Genomic DNA, 21,415 nt, shown 5'->3' with positions numbered 1-21,415 from the left:
TTTCGTCGGCAAGCGAGTCGTCATTGCCGGTGGTCCCGGTGGCTTCAGCGTCGGCGCGGCCAGGTGTCGTAATGAACCTGACGATGGGAGAGAAGGGTGATGGACCCGATAACCGCATTGCGCTTTTCGCGACGCAGCACCGCGGAGCAGGTCACCGAGGGCCTGGATCTTTCCGGCCGGACGATCCTGATCACGGGCTGTAATTCTGGTATCGGTCTTGAAACGACGCGGGTTTTGGCAATGCGCGGCGCCCGCATCATTGCCGTCGCGAGGGATGAAGACAAGGCGCGCGCCGCCCTGGCGATCGCCGACGCCGCAGATGGCATGGCCGTTGGAGCCGAACTGACCGATCTCGCTTCCGTTGCCCGGGCCGCCGACCGCATTCTCGCGTGCGGCATCACCCTCGATGCCGTCGTCACCAATGCCGCGATAATGGCGCTGCCAAAGCTGGAGACGGTGAACGGCGTGGAAAAGCAGTTCTTCGTCAACCATGTCGCCCATCATCTGCTGGTGACGCGGTTGCTGCCTTCAATCAACCGCTCGCGCCCGGGCCGGATCGTCATTGTGGGCAGTCATTCCCATCGCTTTGCTCCAGGCGGGAAAGGCATTGATTTCGACAATCTCGACGGTAGCAACGGCTATCGCGGTTTTCCGTTCTATGGCCAGGCGAAGCTCGCCAACATCCTGTTCGCGAACGAGCTTTCACGCAGAGTGGGTCATGTCGGAATCACTGCAAACGCACTCCATCCGGGACTGATTGGCGCCACGGGCCTGCATCGGCATATGCGCGGGCCGTTCAACTGGATCGTCTCGGCTGCGATGCTGTTCGGCAAAACGGTGCCGCAGGGCGCCGCGACAACGTGCCTGCTGGCCGCGCATCCTGCGCTGAACGGCGTCACCGGCCGTTATTTCGCGGATTGCCGCCCTGCCGAATCCTCGGCCTTTGCCCGGGACGCCGATCTCGCCCGGCGCCTCTGGGACCGCACCGAGGAAATCATCGCATCCCACGGGATGACCTGATCCCGAACGCTTCGGTTGCCTGCAGGTGTGTGCAAGGGGCAATCGCATCCGCTAGCCGCGCACGCGCGCCTTCTCCGGATCGTAAAAGATCGGGGCGGTCACCCGCGCGTCGATGCGCTTCTGCTGGCCGTCCAGCTTGCCGACGTGGAGCACGTTGCCCGGCTCCGTGTGGTGAACGTCGATTCGCGCGAGCGCGATGCTCCTGCCGAGGATCGGCGAGCGCATGCCGCTCGTGACGACGCCGACCTGTGCCCGCCCGTTGTGCACGCAATCGCCGTGACGGGCCGGTTCGTTGCCGGCGAGTTCGAGCCCGACGAGCCGGCGGTGCGGATGCGCGCTGCGGCGAAGCAGCGCGTCGCGCCCGACGAAGTCATCGGTCTTCGTCGCGAGCGGAACGCTGAAGCCGATGCCGGCCTCGAACGGATCGGTTTCGTCGGTGAATTCGTAGCCGGCAAACACGAGCCCGGCTTCGATCCGCAACAGGTCGAGCGCGTCGAGACCGAGCGGCACGAGTCCGTGCGGCTGGCCCGCCGCCCAGATCGCGTCCCATACGGCTTGCGCGTCGCGCGGATGGCACCAGACCTCATAGCCGAGCTCGCCGGTGTAGCCGGTCCGGCTGACGATGACGGGGCAGCCGTCGTCGCCGCCGAGGCGGCCGATCAGGAAGCGGAACCAGCCGAGGCTGTCGAGCGACGGCTGGGTCGCGGGCGTGCGGATCAGCGCGCGCAGGATCTCGCGGCTGCGCGGCCCTTGCAGCGCGACATTGTGGATCTGGTCGGACGACGACTTGACCCAGGCCTTCATGCCGAGCCTGTTCGCCTGCTCCCGCAGCCAGACACCCGCGAAATCGTCGCCGCAGATCCAGCGGAACGTGTCGGGGCCGAGCCGCATCAGGGTGCCGTCGTCGAGCATTCCGCCGTGCGGATGGCACATCGCCGAGTAGACGACCTGTCCGACCGCGAGCCTGCGCACGTCGCGCGTCAGGCAGTATTGCAACAGGGCCTCGGCGTCGGGGCCGGTGACGTCGAACTTGCGCAACGCGGACAGATCGACGATCGCCGCGCGCTCGCGGCAGCCGTAGTATTCGTCGATCGCGCCGTAGCCGTCGAACCGCGCCGGCAGGTGCCAGCCGCGGTAGTCGGCAAAGTGGCGCGTGAGCGCCGACGTGCGGGCGTGGAAGCCCGACTGGCGCGTCAGCACGGGCGGGGCGTCGGGGGTGGGTCTGATGGCGGTGGACATGGTGAAGCGCGCCTCGCTCGAATAGGTTCGGATCCGGATGTCGGTCGGTTGCCACGCGTTCGCGGGGTCGATGTCGTCGGGGCACGACGTGCTGACGCACAGCAGCGGCTTCAGCGCGCGCAGCAGCACGTAGTCGCCCGGGCGCGACCACGGCTCGTCGATCGTCATCTGGCCGTGCGCGTCGATCGATGTGTTGAAGAAGAAATTGATCGCCGGCCAGCCGGGACGCGCGGCGATGCCGTATTCGGCGAGCACCGCACTGATGTTGTCGCTGCAGTTCGCATGGCCCGGGTAACCCTGCGTGTCGTAATAGCGCGCGGTGCACGCGAGCGCGAACGTGTCGTGCCGGCCGACGGTATCGTGCACGACTTCGAGCATCGGCTGCATGAGCTGATCGAAGAACCGCGAGTACAGACCGGGCATGGGATACGCATGACCGTTCAGCGTGCGGGTGACGGTCGGATCGAGACCGACTTCCCGGTGCCCACCGAGCGCGTCGAGATCGAATGCGACGAAATCGGAGCATTGCCTGCCGTCGACGTCGACGATCTGCAGGTACTCGCCGGCCGCGACCGTGTACGCGACGGCCGTTCCCGGACGGATGACGAAATCCGCGAGCGGATCGGCGAGCGGCACGCTCGTCTGCGTGGCAGCGGACGCGCCCGCGCGCACGACGGACAGCTGAAGCTCCGTCGCCGGCTGGCCGGCCCGGTCCACGGGCACGGGGCCGCCGGGCGCCGCGACGATCGCGACGATCGGCTCCGTCGCGACGAACGTGCGCATGGTGCCGGCGCGGGTGTCGCCGGACCAGAGGACGGCGCCGTCGGGCAACGGCTTGCCCGTCAGCCCGTGCCGTTCGAGCAGGATGGCGAGATCCGCTTGTGCCGCGGAAGCGCCGTTCAGGCATTCGGCGATGAAGCGTGCGCTGTCGTCGGGCGTCAGGGCGAGCGCGGCCAGCGCACTGCCGCCGTCGCGCACGCGCAATGCGAGCAGCTCCGCGCGCTGCCGGCCTTCGACGTCGATCACCTGCAGCGTATCGCCGGCATCGAGCTTGACGGCGGCGAGCCCCGCACCGGCGACCCGATGGCGTTCGCGGCCGGACGCATGCGCGGACAACGCGGGTTCGTGCGGCCGCGACACGGTCGGTGGTCGAATGAGCATGGACGTTCCTTGAATGAATGGACGGGCGCGGCCCGCGATGCGCGCGGCCGCGAACGGCACGGCGGGCGTCGCGGCACCCGGGGCCCGGTCGGGTGACGCGACAGCGCAGTGCCGCGACAGTCAGCCAGCGCGAACGCGCGGCTCGGGCGCACGCTCGCCGAGGTACGCGTCCATCGAATCGTCGAGCGCGTCGAGCCACGGCGTGTGATGCGGCGGCGACTGGGTGCCGGTCATCAGCGAGCGATACGATTTGTCGCGATAGCCCATGATGTTCTCGTGCTTGTCGTGTTTCCACGCGAGGAACGTGCGATTGACGCCGGCGATGTCGAAGCTCGGATAGTCGGTCGCATCGATCAGGTCCTGGATATAGCTGCCCTGATACTCGAACATCTGCTGGTTGGTGACCAGCGTTTCCTCACGCGCGCGCCACGCGAGACTGTCGGCGTGCATCGCGTCGAAACCGGGCAGCGCGATGCGGCCGAGGATGACGTCGCGTGCGTACCAGGCTTGCGCGTCGAACATGTTGAACGAGTACCAGAGGTCCTGCATGCCGAGATAGATCAGTTTCGGGTTGCGTTCCCAGAAGATGCCCTTGTACAGGTCGAGCGGCCAAAGCCGGTTGTTCGTCTTCAGGCGCAGGCTGTCGGGCAGAAACGGGAAATGGTGCTGGTATCCGGTGCAGAGGATGATCGCGTCGATCTTCTTGCTGCTGCCGTCGGCGAAAAACGCGACGTTGCCGCGCACGCGCTCGAGCAACGGCTTTTCCTCCCAGTTCGCCGGCCAGTGATAACCCATCGGCGCCGTGCGATAGCAGCTCGTGATGCTGCGCGCGCCATACTTGTAGCATTGCGACCCGATGTCCTCGGCCGAATAGCTGCTGCCGACGAGCAGGATGTCCTTGTCCTTGAATTCGAGCGCGTCGCGAAAGTCGTGCGCATGCAGGATGCGTCCGCCGAAGCTGTCGAAGCCGGGAAAGCTCGGCATGTTCGGGGTCGAGAAATGGCCGCACGCATTCACGACGTAGTCGAAGTCTTCCGCGTACACGACGTCCTTGTCGAGATCGTGCGCGGTCACCGTGAAGCGGCCGCTCGCGTCGTCGAACGCAACCTGGCGCACGACGGTGCTGAAGCGGATGTCCTTGCGCACGCCGGCCTTCTCGACGCGTCCCTTGATGTAGTCCCACAGCACTTCGCGCGGCGGATACGACGCGATCGGCTTGCCGAAGTGTTCCTCGAACGTGTAGTCGGCGAACTCCAGGCATTCCTTCGGGCCGTTCGACCACAGATAGCGGTACATGCTGCCGTGGACCGGCTCGCCATGTTCGTCGGTGCCGGTGCGCCACGTGTAGTTCCACATGCCGCCCCAGTCGCGCTGCTTCTCGAAGCAGACGAGCTGGGGGATGTCCGCGCCCTTCGCCTGGGCCGACTGGAAGGCGCGAAGCTGGGCCATGCCGGATGGGCCCGCACCGATGATTGCAACACGTTGTGTCATCGCGTTCTACCTCGTTGGAAGTGGTTAGCCGTGGTTCGGCGAACGGCGCGTGCCGTTCGTGCGCGGACGCGGGTCACGTCGCGCGCTGCCGCCGCGCCGCGAGCGCGGTGTTCTTCATCAGGAAGGCGATCGTCAGCGGACCGACGCCGCCCGGAACCGGCGTCAACGCGGCGGCGACGCGCGCCACGCTGTCGTGGTCGACATCGCCGACGAGCCGCGTCGCGCCGCCGGATTCGATGCGGTTGATGCCGACATCCACGACGACCGCGCCCGGCTTGATCCAGTCCGCATCGACGAGCCCCGGCTTGCCGGCTGCCGCGACGACGATGTCCGCCTGGCGGCACAGTTCGGCGGCGTTCGCGCTGCGCGAGTGGACGGTCGTCACCGAGCAGTCGGACTGGAGCAGCAGCGCGGCCATCGGCTTGCCGACGATGTTCGAGCGCCCGACGACGACTGCATGCTTGCCGCGCAAGTCGCCGACGATCTCCCGCAGCAGATGCATGCAGCCCGACGGCGTGCACGGCACGAGCGCGTCCTGGCCGAGCGCGAGCCCGCCGACGTTGTCGCGATGGAAGCCGTCGACGTCCTTGCGCGGATCGATCGCGTCGATCACGGCCGCGGCGTCGAGTGGCGCGGGCAGCGGCATCTGCACGAGAATCCCGTGGACGTCGGGGTCGGCGTTCAGTTCGGCGACGAGCGCGAGCAAGTCGGACGCGACGGTGTCGGCGGGCAGCCGATGCTCGATCGAACGGATGCCGACCTGCTGCGCGCGCAGCATCTTGTTGCGCACATAGACGTGGCTCGCCGGGTCGTCGCCGACGAGTACGACCGCGAGGCCGGGCAGCACGCCGTCGCCGCGCAGCCGCGCGACGTCGTGCCGGACGGATTCCAGCAGCGCGTCGGCGATCGCCTTGCCGTCGATGATCGTCGCGCCGCTCATCGGAAGATCACCGTGCGGTTCTGGTTCAGAAACACGCGGTGCTCGGTGTGATACTTGACCGCACGCGACAGTGCGACCGTCTCGGTGTCGCGTCCAATCGCGACGAGATCGGACGGCTGCAGCACATGGTCGACGCGCTGCACCTCCTGCTCGATGATCGGCCCTTCGTCGAGGTCGGACGTCACGTAGTGGGCGGTCGCGCCGATCAGCTTCACGCCGCGCTCGAACGCCTGGTGGTACGGCTTCGCGCCCTTGAACCCCGGCAGGAACGAGTGGTGGATATTGATCGCGCGGCCGGCGAGCCGCTCGCACAGGTCGTTCGACAGGATCTGCATGTAGCGGGCCAGCACGACGAGTTCGGTGCCGGTTTCGTCGACGATGCGCATCAGCTCCGCCTCCTGCCGCGTTCGGGTGTCCGGCGTGATCGGCAGGTAGATGAAGCGGATGCCCTCGCGCTCGGCCATCGGCCGCAGATCCAGATGGTTCGACACGACCGCGGTGATCTGCATGCGCAGCTCGCCCTTGCGGAAGCGGTACAGCAGGTCGGACAGGCAGTGGTCGAACTTGCTGACCATCAGCAGCACCTTCATCGGTTCGCCGGCGCTTTTCAGTTGCCACTGCATCGAGAAATCCCGGGCGACGCCCGCGAAATCGCGCTGCAGCTGCTCGACGTTGCCGTTCGCACCGGTGTTGAAGCGGAACACGGCGCGCATGAAGAACGTGCCGCTGACCTCGTCGTCGTATTGCGCCAGCTCGCCGATGTAGCAGTTCGACGCGGCGAGATGGGCGGTGACGGCAGCCACGATGCCGGACGTGGCCGGGCAGCTGATCGTCAGGATGTAGTTCGGATTCACGTCGTGTGTCCTCGAAACGGATCGGAATGCGGGAAAGGCCGGCCGTCGCCGGTCATGCATGGTCGTCAACGCGTCAGCCGACGGCGGTGCGCTTTTTCTTGTCGGGATCGTCGAACGGCAACAGCGCGGTGGTCGCGCGCGTCTCGACGCTGCCCTTCACCACGAGCGGCACGCCCGCACGGGCATGCCGGACGTCGAGGCGGGCGAGCGCGAGCGAGCGCCCCGTCAGCCGCGAATACATCGCGCACGTGATCACGCCGGCCGCCTTGCCGTCGTGCCAGAGCGTGTCGCCGGCCTGCGCGGCCTTCGCGGCCTCGAGCTCGACGCCGAAGATCCGGAACCGCTCCTTGCCGGCGAGCCGGAAGTGCTCGGCCGCGCCGCAGAATTCGGTCTTGCCGGGCGACACCGTGAAATCGAGGCCGAGTTCCCACAGCGTGTCGCCGGCGCGCTCGTCGGCAAACGGGTACATCTCGGAGTTGTCGTACGGATAGAACAGCAGGTAGCTCTCGACGCGCAGCCAGTCGAGCGCGGTGAATGCGCAGGGGACGATGCCCATCGCCCGGCCCTTGTCGAGGATCGTGTCCCAGATGAACGGCGCGTCGGCGGCCTTGCAGAAGATCTCGTAGCCGCGCTCGCCGGTGTAGCCGGTGCGCGAGATCATCGCCGGCCGGCCGAACAGGCGCGTCTGCACATGGTGGAAGTACGGCAGGTTGCGGATGTCCGGCACGTATTCGGCAAGGAAGTCGACCGCGACCGGCCCTTGCAGCGACAGGTCGTGCAGGTCGTCGTCGAACAGCACGGCGACCTGCCGGCCATACGCGGAGCGCACGAGGCGCTCGTACCCCGCGCCCGCGCCATGGACGACCATGAACGCATTGGGGCCGGTGCGGTAGACGATGCAGTCGTCGATGAACTTGCCGCTCTCGTCGAGCAGCGTCGCGTACACCGACTTGCCGGGATACAGCTTGCCGATGTCGCGCGTCGTCGCCCAGTTCAGCAGGCTTTCGGCGTGCGGGCCGACATAGTGCACCTTCTTCAGCCCCGATACGTCCATCAGGCCGGCACGGGTGCGAATGGCCTCGTGGTGGTCGGCGAGATCGGTCGCATAGGTCCATGCGGTGCCCATGCCGTTCCAGTCCTCGAGATTCGAGCCGAGTGCGCGATGCCGGTCCGCGAGGGCGGAGATGCGCCAGGAGTTCGCCATCTTGAATGCTCCAAACGAAAGTGAAGGTCGATTACGGAAAACGCCGGGTCAGGCGTGGACGTCGAACCGGCTGAGCCATTCGACGAGCGTGTGCCGGTAGCGGGTCATGCCCTTGTATTCGGCGATCGGGTCGGGCAGGTCGCGCAGCACGCGGTGCAGCCGGCGCGCCCACACCGGGTTGCCGACGAGGTCGGCCATGCTGCACAGGTAGGTGCGGATGCCGAACATCAGCGCATTGCTGCGCGCAAGCCGCGCCATCAATTGCAGCTCGACGCGCAGGTGCACGGCTTCGCCGACGTTGTCGGGCGTCACGCGCCCGCGGTCCGCGCCCCACTGGTGATAGGTCTCGGGCGACGTGTCGAGGCGCGGATGAATGGTCAGCGTCCAGTTCAGGCGGCGCACGGGGTGGCCTGCCTGCACGCCGAGCAGGTATTTCAGCGCGCGGTCGAATACGCCCGCCTGGTGCGCGAGCGGCACCGGCGCGTGCCATTGTTTGAAGCTCATGCCCGCATCGAACGCGAGCGACCAGTCGGCCGGGCCGGTGACGACGCCGGCGTCCATGTACAGGTCGCCGGCGCGCTGGTCGAGCAGCGCGATGTCGCCTTGCGTCTGCCGCATGACGTATTCGAGCGGGCCGTACGGCAGCGTGCGCGCGTCGCCGAACACGAAGGCCTGGTCGAGGTCGAGCGCGTGGTTCCGCCAGTGCCAGCGATCACCGTCGCGCTCGAGCGCGAACCACGCCGGATAGTCGTGCGCGAGATGCGTCATGATCATCTCCAGCGTGTCCCAGCACGCGGTCTCCATGTGCGGCATCACGATCGCGCGGCGCGGATCGGCGTCGAGCACGCGTGCGCGTTCGGCGATCTCGGAACGGTAGTGCTCGTCGATGTCGAAGTGGTGCGCGAAGACCGAGCCGGGATCGCGCGGCGTCGCGGGCTCGATGTTGACCGAATACATGTACCGGTCCTCGGGGAACGGAAACGGAAAGCGCGCGATCGCCGCCGGGCTGTTGCGGAACGAGAAGTCGTCGCGATAGGTTTGCGCGGGCTTGATGAATACGCTCATGGCTCGGATCTCACAGGTCGAGGGTCAATGCGGCGCCGCACGCGCGCGATACGCAGGGCATCAGATGGGTGGCGCGCGCGTCGGCGTCCAGGAACGCATCGCGATGCTCGACCGTGCCGTCGAGATAGCGCGTCGCGCACTGGCCGCATGCGCCGCCGCGGCACAGGTTCGGCACGTCGATGCCCGCCGATTCGAGCGCCTCGAGCAGGCTCTGCTCGGCGCCGACCGCGATGCGGCGGCCGCTGCGGCGCAGGTCGACCGCGAACGGCTGGCCCGGCGCCGGCGCCACGAAGGCTTCCCAGTGCACGCGGCCGGCCGGCCAGCCGAGCGCGGCGGCCGCGGCGCGCACCGCGTCCAGCAGGCTTGCGGGGCCGCACACGTAGACGTGCGTGCCGAGCGGCTGCCTTTGCAGCATCGCGATCGCGTCGAAGCGTGCGTGCACGCCGTCATAGCCGTGAAAGCGCGCGCCGAGCCGCGCATCGAGCGATGCGCGATAGGCATCCGTCAGGCCCGCGCGGTACGCATGGTGCAACTCGTGGCTCGCTTGCCGGCGCTCGAGTTCCGCGAGATGCGCGATGAACGGCGTGATGCCGATGCCGCCCGCGACGAGAACGTGATGGCGCGCGGTGGTGTTCAACGCGAACAGGTTCGCCGGTGCGGTGATGCGCAGGCGCGCGCCGGGTTCCAGACGGTCGTGCACGAACGCGGAGCCGCCGCGTGACGACACGTGATGGCGCACGGCGATCCGGTAGAGGTTCCGTTCGGCCGGATCGCCCGCCAGCGAATAGGCATTGCGATAGGTGCGGCCGCCGTCGTTCAGCACGACTTGCACATGGCTGCCGGACGAGAACGCCGGAAGGGGGCCGTCGAGCGCCGTCAGCACCAGTTCGCGCACGACGGGTGTGAGCATGCGGGCTTCGGCCACGCGAACGTCGAGCAGGCTCATGCGCGGTCTCCCGCGCAGGGCTGGTCGGCATCCGCGCAGACGCCGAGATAGGCGCCGAGCCGCGCGGAGAAATGCTGGCGGACACTCAGGCGGACGTCGCATGACGGGCAGGTGACCTCATCGGGCTCGTCATGCCCGTCGTGCGCATGCGCGGTCCCGCAATGCACGCAGTACACGGTGCGCCGCGTGCCGGACACGGCCGCGGCCACCTCCTCCGGCAGCAGGCCGGCCGCCTGCGCGATACGCCGAATGTGCCAGACGAACGTCTCGTCGCCGCACACGTAAAGACGCACGCCGACCGTGCTTTCATCCAGCCGGTGCCGCACCTCGTCTTCCAGCGTGTCGAGCGACGCGTGAAACACGGCCGGCAGGCCGATTGCCTGCAGCTTGCCGAGCGTGACGAGCAGCGCGCTGCCCGGCAGCCCGGCGAGCGCGTTGATGAACGCCGGCAGCGCGTGGAGCGCGTCGCCTTGCGCGACCACGAGATGCGAGCGGGCCTCGGCGCAAGGCTGCAGCGGCGCATAGTGCGGCAAACTCGGCGGCACGAACGGCGTATGGGCCGGTTGCCGGTTGCGGGCTGCGAACGGTTCAATTGAGTGCATCGATCGGCTCCCAAAATGGGGCGTTTGCATCATGAATGGGCGTACGCTCGGCGACGGTCGTGGCGTCACGTTTGCGTTCCTGTTGTTCAACATAGTTTCTTGCCAGTAATTGCCGTTCAATCCTGAAGAGGAGGTACGCCCTAAGAGGTAGCGCGCCGGAACGGCGCCGAAAGGCATGGAACTTGCGTCGTGATTCGATCCTGGTTTGTCCGTGCCGAACGACCGTGACTCCTGACGACAGCCTGACCGACCGATGCATGCGGCCCGCCGGCGGCGCGTCGTTGCCGACGCGCATGCGTGACGCGCTGCTCGCGTTTCTGGCCGGATACGTCAATGGCGCGCCGCGCCACGTGGCGTTTCACGCGTTCTTCACGGGACTCGCGCGCGAATTGCCGGACGCGCGGATCGTGCTCGCGCTCGATGGCGGCGCGGGCTACGAATCCGCGCCGGACACGCTGGTGCGATGCACGCAGGGGCATCGCTGCAAGTTGCGGCATGGGGCAAGCGACGGCGCATGCGAACTGTGTCCGGACTGCGTCGGGCAGGGGCACGGGCGCGCGGTGCGCGCGCTCGGCGACGCGGTGCTGGTGCTGGACGTCGCGCTGCCGGCGGCGCCGACGCTGCTGATGGACCTCGAGATCGTCGCGGCCACGATCCGCGCGGCGCTGATGCGTCGGGCGCCCGCCGACGCGCACGGGCGCGACGCAACGAACCCGTCGGAGGCGCTGACACGCGAGTTGCACGACTCGGTCGCGCAGCAACTGGGCTTCATGTCGTTCCTGGTCGCTCGCCTGCAGCAACAGGACACGACCGGCAACCCGCTGTTGGCCGAACTGCGCACGATGACGACGCGCCTGCAGCGCCAGGTGCGCGAGCTCATCACCAGCGCGCGGCTGACGCTCGACGGGCGCTCGCTGCAGCAGGCGCTGGCCGAGTCGGTCGCGGAATTCTCGCGCCGCTGCGATGTGGTGTTCGAGCTCGACAATCGCGTGCCCGACCTGCGGATCGATCCGCGCATCGCGCTGCATATCCTGCAGATCGTCCGTGAAGCGCTGTCGAACGTCGTGCGTCATGCGCAGGCCGGGCATGCGTGGATCACGCTGCGGACCGACGGCGACGGTTTGCAGGTATCCGTCGTCGACGACGGAATCGGGCTCAGCGAGGGATCGGCCGACCTGAACCACTACGGCCTCGACATCTTGCGCGAACGCGCGGCGGCGATCGGCGGACGCATCGCGATCGATGGCGGCGCCTGCCGCGGGACGCGCGTGATACTTGTCGTGCCGGACGGCGCGACATTCGGAGAGACATCCTGATGGAACCGACGACGCTGCTGTTGATCGACGATCACCCGCTGTTTCGCCGCGGCGTGGCCGAATTTTTTGGTGCGACCGGAGAATTTCGCGTGGTCGGCGAATCGTCGAACGGCGCGCAGGGGATTTCGCTCGCGGGCATGCTGCGCCCGGAGCTGGTGCTGATCGATCTGCACATGCCGGGGCTCGGCGGCCTGCAGGTGCTCGACGGGCTCAGGCGCAAGGAAGTCGATTGCGTGAAGGTGCTGCTGACGGCGTCGATGGAGCGCGACGAGCTGCGCGCGGCCGTGCGGCTCGGCGCCGACGGCTACGTGCTGAAGGAGTCGGAGCCGCAAGCGCTGCTCGCCTACGTGCGTAGTTGCATGCGGGGGCTCGTGGTGCTCGACGACGAACTCGCCGACGAAGACGGCGTCGCCGGCGCGCATGCCGACGCGCGGCCGGCCGACCTGACCGCGCGCGAAACGCAGACGCTGACGCTGATCGCCGACGGCATGAGCAACAAGCAGATCGCGCGCGTGCTCGGCATCAGCGAGGGCACGGTGAAGGTCTACGTGAAGAACCTGCTGCGGAAACTGGACGCGCGAACGCGGCTCGAGCTGGCGGCATCGGTGCACCGGCGCGCGATCGGCGCATCGACGCGGGAACGGGGGGCGTGATGAAGGACGGCGCGCGCGTGACTCAGCCTGTTCAGCCGACGCAGCCGTCGAGCGGCGCGTTCGACGTGGACGATTGCCCGCTCGCGCTGCTGAAGCTGGACGGCGCGGGACGGATCGCCGGCTTCAACGTCGCGTGGACCGACGCGATGGAACGGCCCGCGGCCGGCCGGCGCTTCGTCGATTACGTGCATCCGGAGGACCGGCGCATCTGGAGCGGCATGCTGCAGCGTGCGCGGGCGATCTCGCGCGGCGGGGTCCGCGAGCGTCTGCGCTGCGTGCGTCCGGACGGCGAACTGCGCTGGTTCGAGGTGTCGTTGAAGAGAAATGCCGGCGGCTCGTCCGTTGCGCTGTCCGACGTGACGCTCGACCGCCGTCGCGAGACTTCGACGCAGGCACACCTGAGAAGCGTCGCGGGGCTGCTCGACAGCATTCCGGGCCTCGTCTACCGCGGCCGCAACAACCGGCTGTGGACGATGGAGTACGTGAGCGCCGGATGCGAGGGCTTGACCGGCTATCCGCGGCAGTGGTTTCTCGACGGGCATGCGCATGCATTCGGGCAACTGATCGTGCCCGAGGATGCCGATTACGTGTGGACGGGTGTACAGCAGGCGCTGGCGGTGCGCGGCGTCTTCGATCTGCGGTATCGGATCAGGTGCGCCGACGGACGGATCAAGCCGGTGTGGGAGAACGGCGTCGGGATTTATTCGGCAAGCGGCGAGGTGTTGGGCGTCGAGGGCGCGATCTTCGAAGTGCGGCCGGGCGACCGGTCGGGCGCCTGAGCGGCCGACGCATTCGCGCGGCCAGCCGCGACCGCGCCCGCGCCGGATTGCCGGCTCGAAAGCGCGACGCCCGGTCGTGAACCGGGCGTCGTTTCGATTCGCGCGTAACCGCGACGGCGCGCTTATGGCGCGAACCAGTGCGTCGCAACGATGACCGCCACGCCGAGCAGCAGCGTCAGGTACGGCAGATAGCCGGCCTTGCGCGGCTGCATGCTGCCGGACAACGCCATGTCTTCCCGCATCTGGTCCGGGAAGCGGCCCTTGTCGGTCACGTAATGCCGCCAGGCGAACACCGGCAGGATCAGCGCGGCGAACATGAGGCCCGAGACCAGCGTGCCCTTGCCCCACACGTCGGCGCCGAACCCCATCAGCGCGAGGTTGACGAACGACAGCAGCGTGCCGAGCGCGAGCAGCCAGCGCGGCGCCCTGAACGGGCGCGGCCAGTTCGCGCGGTCGAGGCGGTGGATCCATGCCGCGTTCAGGTTGAGGAAGTTGAAGATGATGTACCCGACGTTCGACATCGCGAGCACGACGGTGTAGTCGGACATCAGCAGCAGAAACAGGTTGAAGCCGAGATCGGTCCACATCGCGCGGGTCGGCGCGCCGTTCTCGTTCACGTGCGACAGGTACTTCGGCAGCCAGCCGTCGACCGATGCCTGATACAGCGTGCGCGACGATCCGGCCATCGACGTCATGATCGCGAGCACCAGCGCGAATACCAGCATCGGTTTCAGGATGTACTCGCCCCGGTTGCCGACGTGCACGATCTGCGTCATGGCTTCGGCGACGCCCATGCCGCTGAAGATGCCCGGCGACAGCACGCCGTCGTAGACGGCCGCCTGCGTGACGTTGCCCGCCGCATCCTTCACTTCGGGCGTGACGAGCTGGCCGAGGCCCAGCGCGCCCTGGAACGCGAGCGGGACCATCGTGAAGAACACGATGCACAGCAGGCCGGAATAGACGATGGCCTTGACCGTGTCGCGGCGCGGATCGCGAAACTCGCGCGTGTAGCAGACCGCCGTCTCGAAGCCGTAGGTCGACCACGCGGCGATGAACAGGCCGCCCGCCATCAGCTGCAGGCCCGCCAGATTCCATGTGCCGTCGATGACGCGGCCGGCCGCATCCTTCGCGAGCGGGTAGAGCGGCAGCAGGTGCGACTTGGGCAGGTCGCCGCTCAGGATCGGATAGACGCCGACGAGCAGCAGCGGCAGCAGCGCGGCGATCGCGAGAATCATCTGGAGTTTTGCGGCCTGCAGGATGCCGCGATGCTGGACCGCGAAGGTCGTGAGCAGGATGATCGCGCCGATCACGAAGGTCGCGTTGATGCGCAGCGACAGGCCGCTCGCGAGCCAGCCGAGATCGAGCAGCGTGATCTGCCAGGTGTTGATCGCGGCCGTGGCCGGGAACAGCATGTTCAGCACATAGCCCGCGCCCATGCCCGAGCCGATCGCCAGCACCGGCGACCACGCGAACCAGTTGCACCACACGGACAGCGGCGCGAGCAACTTGCTGTAGCGCACCCACGCGATCGCACCGTACACCGACGCGCCGCCCGACTTGTGCGGAAAGAGTCCTGCAATCTCCGCGTAAGAAAACGCCTGGATGAAGCCGAACAGGATCGAGATCATCCATACGATCCACGACGGCTTGCCGACGGTGGCCGCGATGGAGCCGATCGAGAAGAGCACGAGCGCAGGCACGCCGCTCGCGACCCAGAACGCGCCGGTCCAGCTTATCTTGCGCTGAAGTCCGGCCGTCTCGCCATGCGCGGCGGGGAAATCCGCCGGTGCGCTGTCAGGGAGGGAACTCATGGGGGTCTCCGTCAAGTCGGGTTGGGTACGATGCGATCAACGATCGTTGGCCAATAACGCGCAAACAACTCTCTTGAAGAGGTACTCCTTCCGAGAGAGAACCGGCGTCGCACGGCGACGGAGGGGCGATGCCGGCACGCGCTCGGGCGCGCATGTGCGCAAATCGCGCAGGCGAAGCGGGGCGCGCTTCGTTAGGTTGACGAAGAAAATGGAACGAAGGGATGGTGTCCGGTGAGTGGTGCGCCGCGACCCGAGCATGGGCGGATCGTTCGAAACGTTCGTTGCCCACGTGTCGTCGCCTGTCCGGGTAGTTCCGCCCGCCGCCGCGCTCCGGCGTGACCCGCACGCTGTTGCGCGTTGTAAGCAATCGCGGCGGCACGGCGCCACGCGAGCCGGCACCCGGGACCCGCCGAGCCTTTCATCGCGCCCCACAAAAAAGTCTTGACTATCTATCTACGAGTAGATAAAGTTCGATCCATGGAAACGAAGACGACCGTCCGCGAACAGATTCTCGACCACGCGATCACGCTGATGATGCTGCGCGGTTACAACGGCTTCAGCTATCGAGACCTGTCCGATCTGGTTGGCGTGAAGACGTCGAGCATCCACTACTACTTCCCGTCGAAAGACGATCTCGTTCTGGAAGCGGTGGCGGCGTACAGCGACGAAGTGCTTGCGGCGATGCGTGCGATCGATCCGGCATTGCCGGCCGACGTCAAGCTGAGCCTCTACACGAAGCTGTTCGGCAGAACGCTCGGCGACGGCAATCAGATCTGTCTGTGCGGCATGCTCGCGGCGGACATCGAATCGTTGCCGGAGCGCGTGCGGCAGGCGGTTCAGGCCTTTTTCAAGGCCAACGAGAACTGGCTCGCCGAGTTGCTGGCGCAGGGCGCGAAGGAGCGCACGCTGCAGTTCAGCGGCACGCCGGAAACGGCGGCGCGCACGTTGTACGCGGCGTTCCAGGGCAGCGTGCTGGCCAGCCGGCTGTTTCATACGCGGGCGCGTCTCGAGGATGTCGAGGCCGTCTGGAAAACCCGGTCCTGATGGACGGGGCAGGCAGTCGGGCGGTTCGCCGCCTTTTGTTGGGGTTAGTTATCTATCTTGTAGTAGATAGATAATCGGGCGGATGGATTCGATCATCCGCATTTTTTGGGGATACGTGTCTATCTATGAGTAGATAAACAAACGTGATGCCGGCGGCCAGGCCGTCGGCGCGCGATCCCGGGTTGGAAGGCTGTTTCACTTACTCACCATTGAAAAGGAGTCTGTCATGTCGATCGAAAAAGTGCTGTACCGCGCTCATGCAAAAGCCACCGGCGGCCGTGACGGCCGTGCCACGGTGCCCGAAAGCGGTCTCGACCTGAAGCTGACCACGCCGCGCGAACTCGGCGGTGCAGGCGGCGCCGGCGCGAACCCCGAGCAACTTTTCGCGGCCGGCTACAGCGCGTGCTTCATCGGTGCGATGAAGTTCGTCGCGGCCCGCGACAAGATCGCGATCCCCGCGGACGCCGCGATCGAAGGCAGCGTCGGCATCGGCGCGATCCCGAACGGCTTCGGCATCGAAGTCGAACTGAAGATCTCGCTGCCGGGCCTCGACCGTGAAACCGCGCAAACGCTGATCGACCGCGCGCACATTGTCTGCCCGTACTCGAACGCGACGCGCGGCAACATCGACGTCACGCTGACGCTCGTCTGATCGCACGTACTACGAAGTAATCCGTCGTCATTCATTGCATACACCGGTTGAGCCAAGGAGTTTCATCATGAAGATCGTCAAGCCGCTGCTTGTCGCCGCTGCCGTTGCTGCCGCGTTGTTCACCGCCCCCGCCGCCTTTGCCGCCGGCAGCGACGGCGTCCGTCCCGATACGGCGACCAGCGGGTTGCTCGCCGTGCTGAACGGCCAGAAGGGGCCGGGCCTCGAAACGCTGAGCCCCGCGAAGGCGCGTCAGGTGCTGGTCGACGCCCAGCGCGGCGCGAAGGTCGATCTGTCCGGCATCGACGTATCGAACCGCACGATCGAGCAGGACGGCCTGTCGGTGCCGATCACGATCGTGCGTCCGCAGGGCGTGGCGGGCACGCCGCCGGTGTTCATGTTCTTCCATGGAGGCGGCTGGATTCTCGGCGACTTCCCGACGCATGAGCGCCTGGTGCGCGATCTGGTGGTGCAATCGGGCGCCGTCGCGGTGTTCGTGAACTACACGCCGTCGCCGGAAGCGCATTACCCGGTCGCGATCAACCAGGCGTATGCGGCGACGAAGTGGGTCGCCGCGCACGGCGCGGAAATCGGCGTCGACGGCAGCCGCCTCGCGGTGGTCGGCAACAGCGTCGGCGGGAACATGGCGGCCGTCGTCGCGCTGATGGCGAAGGACAAGGGCGGCCCGGCGATCCGCTTCCAGGGCCTGTTGTGGCCCGTGACGGACCACGACTTCAATACCGGTTCGTACAACGCGTATCAGCAGGGGCACTTCCTCACCCGGCCGATGATGAAGTGGTTCTGGGACGCCTATACGAAGAACGAAGCGCAACGCAACGAGATCTACGCGTCGCCGCTGCGTGCGAGCACCGCGCAGTTGAAGGGATTGCCGCCCGCGCTGATCCAGGTCGCGCAGTTCGACGTGCTGCGCGACGAAGGCGAAGCGTACGGCCGCAAGCTCGACGCAGCCGGTGTCGATGCGACGACGACGCGCTACGACGGCACGATTCACGACTTCGGTTTGCTGAACGCGCTGGCCGAGGATGCGCCGACCAAGGCGGCGATGAAGGCGATGGCCAACGAAATCGCCACGCGCCTGAAGTAGGGCTGCGGGCGGCATTTGAACGGGTTCGAATGCGAACGGCGGAGCGGCGGGTTTAGGTCCGCCGCTTTCGCATGGGGAGCGGGGCGGCACGGGCGTCGAAACGCGCCCCCGGGCGGCCGGATCGAAGCAGCCCGATGCCGATCCCGATCGCGTGATGGCCCGCGGTGCCCGCCGCGCCCATTGTTGGTACGATCGCGCGTATCGTCCACGCCGGCGTCGCATGCCGCCGGCCCATCGGCTGCACGGTCACGCGGCCACGTTCGGGAGAAGCGGTTCATGCTGCAGGCGTTCGCGGTCTTGCTGACCTTCCAGTGTCTCGGGGAAGGGGTGTCCTACCTGTTCGGCCTGCCGGTGCCGGGCCCCGTGATCGGCATGCTGCTGCTGTTCGGTTTCGTGATGCTGCGCCCGCGGGTGGCCGACGCGATCGAGCCGACCGCGCTCGAGCTGCTGCGCCATCTGTCGCTGCTGTTCGTGCCGGCCGGCGTCGGCATCATGGTGTCGGCCGACCGCGTGCGCGGCGATGCGCTGGCGGTCGTCGTCGCGCTGGCGGTGAGCACGTCGCTCGCGATCGCCGTGACGGCGCTCGTCACGCGCGCGTTGCTGCGGCGCCAGCGGCGCGCGGACGGCGCGGCGGAGGGCACGCAATGACGGCCTTCCCGAAACTCGGCGCGATCTGGGTCTACCTCGCCGCGACCCCGCTGCTCGGCCTGACGATCACGCTGATTGCCTACCTGATTGCGCAGGCCGTCTATGCGCGGGCGCGCTTCAACCCGCTCGCGAACCCGGTGCTGATCGCGGTCGCGCTGATCGTCGTGCTGCTGACGATCACGCACACGCCGTATCCGACGTATTTCGAGGGCGCGCAGTTCGTCCACTTCCTGCTCGGCCCGGCGACCGTCGCGCTGGCGCTGCCGCTGTACCGCCAGTGGTCGAAGCTGCGGCGCGCCGCGGTGCCGCTGCTCGTCGGGCTGCTGGCGGGCTCGCTGACCGCGATCGTGTCGGCGGTCGGCATCGCCGCACTGTTCGGTGCGTCGCACCAGACGATCGCGTCGCTCGCGCCGAAATCCGCGACCACGCCGATCGCGATGGCCGTCGCGCAGGAAATCGGCGGGATTCCGTCGCTGACCGCCGTGCTGGTGATCTCGACCGGCATCTTCGGCGCCGTGTGCGCCCGCGCGATCCTGAACGCGTTGCGCATCGACGAGCCGGCCGTGCGCGGTTTCGCGCTCGGCGTCGCGTCGCACGGGATCGGCACCGCGCGCGCGTTCCAGGTCAGCGAGGAGGCCGGCGCGTTCGCGGGCCTCGGGATGGGGCTGAACGGCGTGCTGACCGCATTCGTCGTGCCGATCCTGCTGCCGGTGCTGTCGCGCTGGATCTGAGCGGCGCAGGGCAGCGGCGGCGCGCGATGCTATCGGTTTCCCTGATGGCCGCGCCCCACCGCGCCGGCCCGCCGGGCGCCTGCCGCGGATGTATCGTGGCCGTTATCGGGAGAATTCAGGAACCGGCACGGACATTTGTGCAGCGATCGGCTAACGTTGCATCGGCGCCGTGGCGGCACGCCGACGTCCGTCGCGTGCGGGCCGGCGTTCGACCCACATCCAACAATCGACAAGGAGAACCGGTCATGACGAAGTCTCGCGTGGTTTCGGTGGCAGTGGCAGTAACGGCGTCGTTCGGTCTGCTGTTGACCGCGGCGCCGGCGGCATATGCGCAGGATCCGGCGTCCGCGCCCATTGAGAATCCGGCATCCGCACCGACGCAGAAGCAACTCGACAAGGCGCAGAAGAAAGCTGCCCGCAAGGCAGCGCGCGCGCGTCACGCGAAGGACCTGAAGGCGATCGGCACGGGCACCGGCTACCGGCTCACCAACGACCAGAGCAACTATCCGCAGAACGCGGTGGAGAAGGCGCCCGCGACGAAGGCGGCGCCGGCGCCGGCCGCGCCTGCATCGGGCCAGTAACGGCCGCAAACGGCTGCAAACGGCCGCAGGCGGCCGGCAAGGGCCGACGTTGGTTCAATGAAAAACGGCGCCGGGTTCGACCGGCGCCGTTCGCTCGTGTGTGTGCCGCGCAAGCGCCACGCGCCGCGGCCCGGGGGCTTCCCGGCACGCGCGGCATTCGTTCGCGTTACGACGCGAGCTTCGCGGCGAGTTCCGCGACGTGCTTGCCCTGGTAGCGCGCGATGTCGAGTTCGTTCGCGCTCGGCTGGCGGCTGCCGTCCGCGCCCGCGAGCGTGGTCGCGCCGTACGGCGTGCCGCCCGTGATCTCGTTCATGTTGACGAGCCCGCTGCACGCATAGGGCACGCCGACGATCACCATCCCGTGGTGCAGCAGCGTCGTATGGAACGACGTGATGGTGGTTTCCTGGCCGCCGTGCTGCGTGCCGGTCGACGCGAACACGCTGCCGATCTTGCCGACGAGCGCGCCCTTCATCCACAGGCCGCCGGTCTGGTCGAGGAACGTGCGCATCTGGCCGGCCATGTTGCCGAAGCGGGTCGGCGTGCCGAAGATGATCGCGTCGTAGCCCGCGAGTTCGTCCACGGTGGCCACGGGGGCGGCCTGGTCGACCTTGACGCCGATCGCCTTCGCCTGGTCGGCGGGAATGGTTTCCGGCACGCGCTTGAGCGTGACCTCGACGCCGGGCACCGATTGCGCACCTTCCGCGACGTGCTGCGCCATCGTTTCGACGTGCCCGTAGGACGAGTAGTAAAGAACGAGTACCTTGGCCATGTTGCGAATCTCCGATTAAGAAGGCCCCGCCTTCAGCGGGGCCCGAGGTTCCAAGCAGGCGTCATGCCCACTCGGCCGTCACTTCGACCGGACGCAGGTCGAATACCAGCACTTCGGCATCCTTGCCGTCGGCGAACGTCAGCGCCTGTTCGTCGCGGATGCGCGCGCCGTCGCCTTCGCCGAGCGTCACGCCGTTGACCGTCACGCTGCCGCGTGCGACATGCACGTAGGCGAAGCGGCCCGGTGCCAGTTCGAGCGTGGCGCGCTCGTCGCCGTCGAACAGGCCCGCGTAGATCCGCGTGTCCTGGCGGATCTTCAGCGAACCGCCGCTGCCGTCGGGCGACACGATCGGCGTGAGCTTGCCGCGCTTGTCGGCTTCCGCGATGTTCGTCTGCTGATAGCGCGGCTCGGCACCCTTCTCGGACGGTCCGACCCAGATCTGCAGGAAGTGGACGGGCGTCTCGTGCGAGTGGTTGAACTCGCTGTGACGCACGCCGGTACCCGCGCTCATCAACTGGACGTCGCCCGGCACGATCACCGACCCGGTGCCCATCGAATCCTTGTGCTCCAGCGCACCGTCGAGCACGTACGACAGGATTTCCATGTCGCGGTGCGGGTGCGTGCCGAAGCCGCGGCCCGGCGCGACGCGGTCGTCGTTGATCACCAGCAGGTCGGAGAAGCCGACTTGCTTGGGATCGTAGTAGTTCGCGAAAGAAAACGTGTGACGGGAGCTGAGCCAGCCATGCTCGGCACGGCCACGTTGGTTTGCTGCACGAGTCTCGATCATGATTTTTTCCTGGATGTCGC

The 21,415-nt window shown here is 67.5% G+C and carries 21 protein-coding genes; 10 read left to right on the top strand and 11 right to left on the bottom strand.

What is annotated here, in order from left to right:
* Positions 1-99: 99 nt before the first annotated feature.
* Positions 100-1,020: an SDR family oxidoreductase gene (locus DID98_RS19620; protein ID WP_221622532.1), complete on the top strand. Its 921-nt coding sequence runs from the start codon at positions 100-102 to the stop codon at positions 1,018-1,020.
* A 51-nt stretch (positions 1,021-1,071) separates the two neighbouring features.
* On the opposite strand, the gene DID98_RS19615 is transcribed toward DID98_RS19620, so the two are convergent.
* The 8 genes from DID98_RS19615 to DID98_RS19580 form a co-directional block, all read right to left on the bottom strand.
* A complete protein-coding gene (locus tag DID98_RS19615; protein ID WP_221622531.1) occupies positions 1,072-3,420 on the bottom strand; it encodes a DUF1989 domain-containing protein in 2,349 nt (782 codons plus the stop codon).
* 120 nt (positions 3,421-3,540) lie between these two features.
* Positions 3,541-4,911: an NAD(P)-binding domain-containing protein gene (locus DID98_RS19610; protein WP_124488092.1), complete on the bottom strand. Its 1,371-nt coding sequence runs from the start codon at positions 4,909-4,911 to the stop codon at positions 3,541-3,543.
* A gap of 73 nt (positions 4,912-4,984) precedes the next feature.
* Positions 4,985-5,851 carry a bifunctional 5,10-methylenetetrahydrofolate dehydrogenase/5,10-methenyltetrahydrofolate cyclohydrolase gene (locus DID98_RS19605; RefSeq protein ID WP_124488091.1) on the bottom strand — a complete coding sequence of 289 codons (867 nt, stop codon included), beginning with the start codon at positions 5,849-5,851 and terminating at the stop codon, positions 4,985-4,987.
* On the bottom strand, positions 5,848-6,705 hold the full coding sequence (purU, locus tag DID98_RS19600; RefSeq protein ID WP_260426285.1) for a formyltetrahydrofolate deformylase: 858 nt from the start codon (positions 6,703-6,705) through the stop codon (positions 5,848-5,850). Before purU ends, DID98_RS19605 begins: the two co-directional genes overlap by 4 nt.
* A 73-nt stretch (positions 6,706-6,778) precedes the next feature.
* On the bottom strand, positions 6,779-7,909 hold the full coding sequence (locus tag DID98_RS19595) for an aminomethyltransferase family protein (RefSeq protein ID WP_124488090.1): 1,131 nt from the start codon (positions 7,907-7,909) through the stop codon (positions 6,779-6,781).
* A 48-nt stretch (positions 7,910-7,957) separates the two neighbouring features.
* The gene (locus DID98_RS19590) at positions 7,958-8,974 is read right to left on the bottom strand and encodes a DUF3445 domain-containing protein (protein ID WP_124571253.1); all 1,017 of its coding nucleotides are present in this window, start codon (positions 8,972-8,974) and stop codon (positions 7,958-7,960) included.
* A gap of 10 nt (positions 8,975-8,984) precedes the next feature.
* Positions 8,985-9,920, bottom strand: coding sequence for a PDR/VanB family oxidoreductase (locus tag DID98_RS19585; protein ID WP_124571252.1), 936 nt, complete (start codon positions 9,918-9,920; stop codon positions 8,985-8,987).
* A complete protein-coding gene (locus tag DID98_RS19580; RefSeq protein ID WP_124571251.1) occupies positions 9,917-10,522 on the bottom strand; it encodes a dimethylamine monooxygenase subunit DmmA family protein in 606 nt (201 codons plus the stop codon). Before DID98_RS19580 ends, DID98_RS19585 begins: the two co-directional genes overlap by 4 nt.
* A gap of 224 nt (positions 10,523-10,746) precedes the next feature.
* On the opposite strand from DID98_RS19580, the gene DID98_RS19575 reads away from it, so the two are divergent.
* Genes DID98_RS19575 through DID98_RS19565 form a run of 3 tightly spaced genes read left to right on the top strand, consistent with a single transcriptional unit; the run spans position 10,747 to position 13,270 of the window.
* Positions 10,747-11,838, top strand: coding sequence for a sensor histidine kinase (locus DID98_RS19575; RefSeq protein ID WP_221622530.1), 1,092 nt, complete (start codon positions 10,747-10,749; stop codon positions 11,836-11,838).
* A complete protein-coding gene (locus DID98_RS19570; RefSeq protein WP_124488086.1) occupies positions 11,838-12,491 on the top strand; it encodes a response regulator in 654 nt (217 codons plus the stop codon). The genes DID98_RS19575 and DID98_RS19570 overlap by 1 nt, the downstream gene beginning before the upstream one ends.
* A 17-nt stretch (positions 12,492-12,508) precedes the next feature.
* The gene (locus DID98_RS19565; protein ID WP_260427318.1) at positions 12,509-13,270 is read left to right on the top strand and encodes a PAS domain-containing protein; all 762 of its coding nucleotides are present in this window, start codon (positions 12,509-12,511) and stop codon (positions 13,268-13,270) included.
* Between the two features lie 122 nt (positions 13,271-13,392).
* Here the strand turns inward: DID98_RS19565 and DID98_RS19560 are convergent, their stop codons facing one another.
* Positions 13,393-15,081: an APC family permease gene (locus DID98_RS19560; protein WP_185640875.1), complete on the bottom strand. Its 1,689-nt coding sequence runs from the start codon at positions 15,079-15,081 to the stop codon at positions 13,393-13,395.
* 477 nt (positions 15,082-15,558) lie between these two features.
* Here DID98_RS19560 and DID98_RS19555 point away from each other — a divergent pair, with 477 nt between their 5' ends.
* The 6 genes from DID98_RS19555 to DID98_RS19530 all read left to right on the top strand — a co-directional run bounded on the left by DID98_RS19555 (position 15,559) and on the right by DID98_RS19530 (position 19,839).
* Positions 15,559-16,125, top strand: a complete 567-nt coding sequence (locus tag DID98_RS19555; protein ID WP_124488085.1) for a TetR/AcrR family transcriptional regulator — start codon at positions 15,559-15,561, stop codon at positions 16,123-16,125.
* 226 nt (positions 16,126-16,351) lie between these two features.
* Positions 16,352-16,777: an organic hydroperoxide resistance protein gene (locus DID98_RS19550; RefSeq protein ID WP_011880657.1), complete on the top strand. Its 426-nt coding sequence runs from the start codon at positions 16,352-16,354 to the stop codon at positions 16,775-16,777.
* A gap of 67 nt (positions 16,778-16,844) precedes the next feature.
* Positions 16,845-17,879 carry an alpha/beta hydrolase gene (locus tag DID98_RS19545; protein WP_124571250.1) on the top strand — a complete coding sequence of 345 codons (1,035 nt, stop codon included), beginning with the start codon at positions 16,845-16,847 and terminating at the stop codon, positions 17,877-17,879.
* A gap of 276 nt (positions 17,880-18,155) precedes the next feature.
* Positions 18,156-18,527 (top strand): CidA/LrgA family protein, encoded by a 372-nt coding sequence (locus DID98_RS19540; protein WP_044847703.1) that lies wholly within the window; start codon positions 18,156-18,158, stop codon positions 18,525-18,527.
* The gene (locus tag DID98_RS19535) at positions 18,524-19,258 is read left to right on the top strand and encodes an LrgB family protein (protein WP_124571249.1); all 735 of its coding nucleotides are present in this window, start codon (positions 18,524-18,526) and stop codon (positions 19,256-19,258) included. Before DID98_RS19540 ends, DID98_RS19535 begins: the two co-directional genes overlap by 4 nt.
* A 245-nt stretch (positions 19,259-19,503) precedes the next feature.
* Positions 19,504-19,839: a hypothetical protein gene (locus DID98_RS19530; RefSeq protein ID WP_044847701.1), complete on the top strand. Its 336-nt coding sequence runs from the start codon at positions 19,504-19,506 to the stop codon at positions 19,837-19,839.
* A gap of 166 nt (positions 19,840-20,005) precedes the next feature.
* Here DID98_RS19530 and wrbA read toward each other — a convergent pair whose 3' ends face one another.
* Both wrbA and DID98_RS19520 read right to left on the bottom strand, forming a co-directional pair.
* Positions 20,006-20,608 carry an NAD(P)H:quinone oxidoreductase gene (wrbA, locus tag DID98_RS19525; protein ID WP_044847700.1) on the bottom strand — a complete coding sequence of 201 codons (603 nt, stop codon included), beginning with the start codon at positions 20,606-20,608 and terminating at the stop codon, positions 20,006-20,008.
* 61 nt (positions 20,609-20,669) lie between these two features.
* Positions 20,670-21,395: a pirin family protein gene (locus DID98_RS19520; RefSeq protein WP_124488081.1), complete on the bottom strand. Its 726-nt coding sequence runs from the start codon at positions 21,393-21,395 to the stop codon at positions 20,670-20,672.
* Positions 21,396-21,415 lie beyond the last annotated feature (20 nt).

Source organism: Burkholderia sp. Bp8984 (genome assembly GCF_003853755.1).
GTDB lineage: Bacteria > Pseudomonadota > Gammaproteobacteria > Burkholderiales > Burkholderiaceae > Burkholderia.
Note: the sequence above shows the minus strand (reverse complement) of the source record. Positions and strands in the feature narration are given on the sequence as shown.